Origin of the sequence: Vibrio sp. 10N.222.46.A1, assembly GCF_041473595.1 — a bacterium.
In the GTDB taxonomy this organism is placed as follows: Bacteria; Pseudomonadota; Gammaproteobacteria; order Enterobacterales; family Vibrionaceae; genus Vibrio; species Vibrio tasmaniensis_A.
The window spans coordinates 1-4,203 of record NZ_JBFRSN010000062.1 but is presented as its reverse complement, the minus strand read 5'-3'; the positions used below and the strand labels follow the sequence as shown (position 1 = coordinate 4,203).

3 protein-coding genes are annotated in these 4,203 nt (G+C 41.9%); all 3 read right to left on the bottom strand.

The features are described 5' to 3' along the window. On the bottom strand, positions 1–780 hold a 780-nt coding region (locus tag AB4496_RS02480), incomplete at its 3' end, for an alpha/beta fold hydrolase (protein WP_372130550.1). A 282-nt stretch (positions 781–1,062) separates the two neighbouring features. After that, positions 1,063–2,517: a glycogen synthase GlgA gene (gene glgA / locus AB4496_RS02475; protein WP_009846348.1), complete on the bottom strand. Its 1,455-nt coding sequence runs from the start codon at positions 2,515–2,517 to the stop codon at positions 1,063–1,065. Beyond that, positions 2,507–3,736, bottom strand: a complete 1,230-nt coding sequence (glgC, locus tag AB4496_RS02470) for a glucose-1-phosphate adenylyltransferase (protein WP_080518005.1) — start codon at positions 3,734–3,736, stop codon at positions 2,507–2,509. The genes glgA and glgC overlap by 11 nt, the downstream gene beginning before the upstream one ends. Positions 3,737–4,203 lie beyond the last annotated feature (467 nt).

The following is a 4,203-nucleotide window of genomic DNA, read 5'->3' as shown; positions in this document are numbered from 1 at the left end:
GATAAAAGCGATAGATTGTTGATTGAATTCTTCAGGATTTTCTACATTACATACATGCCCACAGTTGGCAATTTCTACCAACTCGCTCGACTCGTGCGCTTCGACCATTTCTTTAACGGGTTTGATGAACATGTAATCGCGCTCGCCCATCAAATACAAAGTCGGAATCGGCAACTCCCTGTCTTTAAAGTATTTCATCAATGGGTTCACATCAGCCGTGAGGATAAACCAGCGCTTGAACTCTTTTTGGCACAGCTTTTTCGCTTCGCGGATAAACAGGTGACGTGATTCTTTCTGACTTTTTTGCGGCATCACAACATAAGCAAAAAGGCTGTATAGCCACATATAAGGAATGATGTGCTTACTCAGGTTTCCTAATTTGATTAAGACTTGAGATCGAGTGTTGAGTTTAGTGACAGCACCACCAAGCACCATCGAACGTACTCTGCTTGCCGCCAGTTCGGCCACGTTACGAACGATAATTGTACCCAAAGACATACCCACAAAGTGTGCGGATCGGATTTTTAGATGATCTAACACTTTAAGAATATCGAGCGTTACTGATTTGAACGTATAACGGTTCGAAATCAGATCTTTAAGTATGTTGTCTGATTTACCGTGCCCTCTCAAGTCAATGAGAAGCAAGTTGAAATGCTGCTTATACGCTTTGATCTGCTTAAACCAAATGGAGGAACTGCCCCCTGCGCCATGCACAAACACAACCCACTCATCACTCGTAGGGTGAGTAAATGTTTTATGAAATAATAAACTCTCAGACATACCTATCGCTTAATTTATTTATGGAGCTAAGCCTCATCACAAGGCGATGACTAAGGATATCACGCAATTAAGAATTTTAAGTGATAATAGTGTCAAACCCAACACTAGTCATGTGAATACCTGACCACCTTTTCTACCTGACTAAAATGAGTTTGCAAGCTTTGTCTTTGGAAACGTGATGTGATCTGACCAGAAAAAAAAAGGCACTCTATCAGCAGAGCGCCTTCTTTTATTATGAACAGTTGTTATTCAACAACTGTATTTTAAAGCTAAGTCAACAAGTTAAAATGCAGAATGGTACATCGCAAGATATTCTTCTGCCGCATCTTCCCAACTAAAATCTTGTTGCATCGCGTAAAGTTGAACGCGCTTAATTTCAGATGGATTTTGAGCATAAAGTAGTAATGAGCGATGTAATACCGCTAGTAATGCTTGCGGTGTTGGTTCTTCAAAAGCAAAGCCTGTTGCTATCTCGGGATCCTGATCGTAATCATTCACACTGTCCTTTAAACCACCAACAGAGCGCACAATAGGCAAAGTGCCGTAAGCCATGCTGTAGATTTGGTTCAAGCCACAAGGCTCAAATTCAGAAGGCATCAAGAAAAAATCAGAGCCCGCTTCAACCAAATGCGCTAGTTCATTATTGTAGGCTTCTACGAATGAGAACTTGTCTGAATGAAGTGCTGATAACTCTTTCAATTGACTCGCCAAAACCGGGTCACCAGTACCGACAATCACGATCTGCAATTCGTTTTTCAAGAACTGCTCGATGATAGGCAGTAAGTAATGAACGCCTTTTTGGTTGGTCAGACGACAAACCATGCCATAAACCGCACAATCGGTAACGGGTAAACCAACATCTTGTTGCAGTTTTTGCTTACAAGCAGATTTTCCACGAGTCATGCTGTGTTTCGTTGCTTTGAATTTACGAGGAAGGAAAGCGTCTGTTTCCGGGTTCCAAGCTCCATAATCACAACCGTTGAGAATACCAAATAAGTCGGCCGAACGATGTTGGAACTCTGCTGCCATGCCATGGCTACCTAACTCCGTTTTCAGCTCTTCTGCATACGTTGGGCTTACTGCATTGACCTTATCGGCACACATCACCCCTGCTTTTAGCATGGTGACATGCGTGTCACTTACAGATGCTTCAGGCACATTGTAACTGTGCATCTCTGGCAGACATTGCAGTTCATCGTATGCGAACACCCCTTTGAAAACTGCATTGTGAATCGAGATAACACTGCGCGTATTTTCAAAGAATTCGTGTTGTTGATAACGTGATTTAAGCAAGAAAGGCACAAAGCCTGTGTGCCAGTCATTTGCATGAATGATATCAGGTTGGAACGCGAGCTTAGGAAGCATATCCAAACAAGCCGTACTGAAGAACGAAAAGCGCTCTCCGTTATCAGCATACGCTTGATTGTTCTCTGCGTACATTTCAGGACGGTCAAAATACTTGTCACATTCAATAGCGAAGATTTGAACACCTTCGACACTCAACTTTTTGACTTGATAAGCAGTATGAGGCCAATGATCGAGCTCGGTCGACAAAATCACTTCAGCTGAATCAATGTTTGGAATGTTTCTATAAGCAGGGATGGTCACTCGAACATCTTGTTCGAGTGTTTGTAACGCTTTTGGCAGTGCCTTGGCTACATCAGCCAAGCCACCACTTTTAATCAAGCCTTCAACTTCAGACGCTACAAAAAGTACCGAGAGAGTCTTAGTAACCAACTCGAGCTCCTTTGGAAATAACTACTACACCATCGTCAGAGACATGGTAATGCTTTTTATCTTCTTTCAGATTTACGCCAATCTGTGTTCCAGGTGCGATATCTGCATCTTTATCGACGATGACACGACGAAGTACGCAACCTTCACCCACTTTCACATCACCGAGTAAGATACTCTCACTAATATCACACGCTGATGCGATATTACTGCGGAAACCCAATACACACTTCTCAATGCGAGAGCCACGTACATAGCTGCCGTTACACACTAAGCTATCGATGATCTGAACACGGCCGTTTGCCGAATCAGTAAACGTAGCCGGCGGTAGTGGCGGATAGTATGTATGTAGTGGCCACTTGCGGTTGTATAGCGAGAATGGCGCATCTTTCTCAAGAAGATCCATATGAGCTTGCCAGTACGCGTCAATCGTACCTACATCGCGCCAATAAACTTCTTCTTTCTCACCAGTAATACGGTTAGTACTGAAGTCATAAACAAACACATCACCACGCGGAACCATGTTTGGAATGATGTCTTTTCCGAAATCATGTGTCGAGTCTTCTTTATCTGCATCTTCAACAAGTTCTGCGAACAACTCGTTAGCTTCAAATACGTAGTTACCCATAGACACAAGCGCAGACTCCGGGTCACCTGGAATTGGTTTCGGGTTAGCCGGTTTCTCTTCAAAACCAATCATACGTCCTTCAGCATCCACTTCGATAACGCCGAATTCAGATGCTTCAGCAAGCGGCATACGCAATGCAGAAACGGTTAAAGCCGCTTTCTTCTCTTTATGGAAATCAAGCATCTGCTTAATGTCCATTTTGTAAATATGATCTGATCCAAAAATACAAACTTGATCAGGTTCTTCCAACTGCATGAAGCGAAGGTTTTGATAAATAGCATCTGCAGTACCTTCATACCAACGCTTACCTGTACGCATTTGCGCAGGGATTGGGTCGATAAAACGGTCGGTTATACCACTGATATTCCAACCTTTTTTCATGTGATGGAACAGTGATTGTGACTTAAACTGTGTTAATACGTAGATCTTCATTAGATCAGCATTAACGAAGTTATTCAGAGCAAAATCAATTAAGCGGTAACTACCACCGAAAGGAACCGAGGGTTTGCTGCGAGATTCAGTTAAAGGTCTTAAGCGAGAGCCTTCACCACCAGCAAGAATCATTCCTAATACACCAGCCATTTTATTCTCCATATATTTATAGCTTGTCGATGTTAGTGCTCTAAGAGGTATCTTCCTCTGGGGGATGAGCACCAACACTTATTTCGGTACTTAACGAATATCCATCCACATGTAGTGAAAATATCCTAAGCCAAACGTTGTTAAGTGTGCACTATTGTTTGCACTTGGTTTTATATACGTTATCGACTTTCCGGTCGATTTCAATTTTTAATACGCCATTCTGTGTTATGTAAGCCGATTGCTTTCCTAAGACTTAAAGCAGCTCACATTACACTGTTTTTATGAAACATTAAGTTAACACTCGGAATACATCAGGTATACAACTAAAACCTGATCTGTGACTTACAATATTTTAATTAAGTTACAATCACGTTAAGGTTGCATAATTAAAGATTATTATCCATTTCATTTATTTCATGACCTGAATTTAACAAATAGACACAGGTAAGGCCGACGATCGAGAGACAGCATAATTAGTC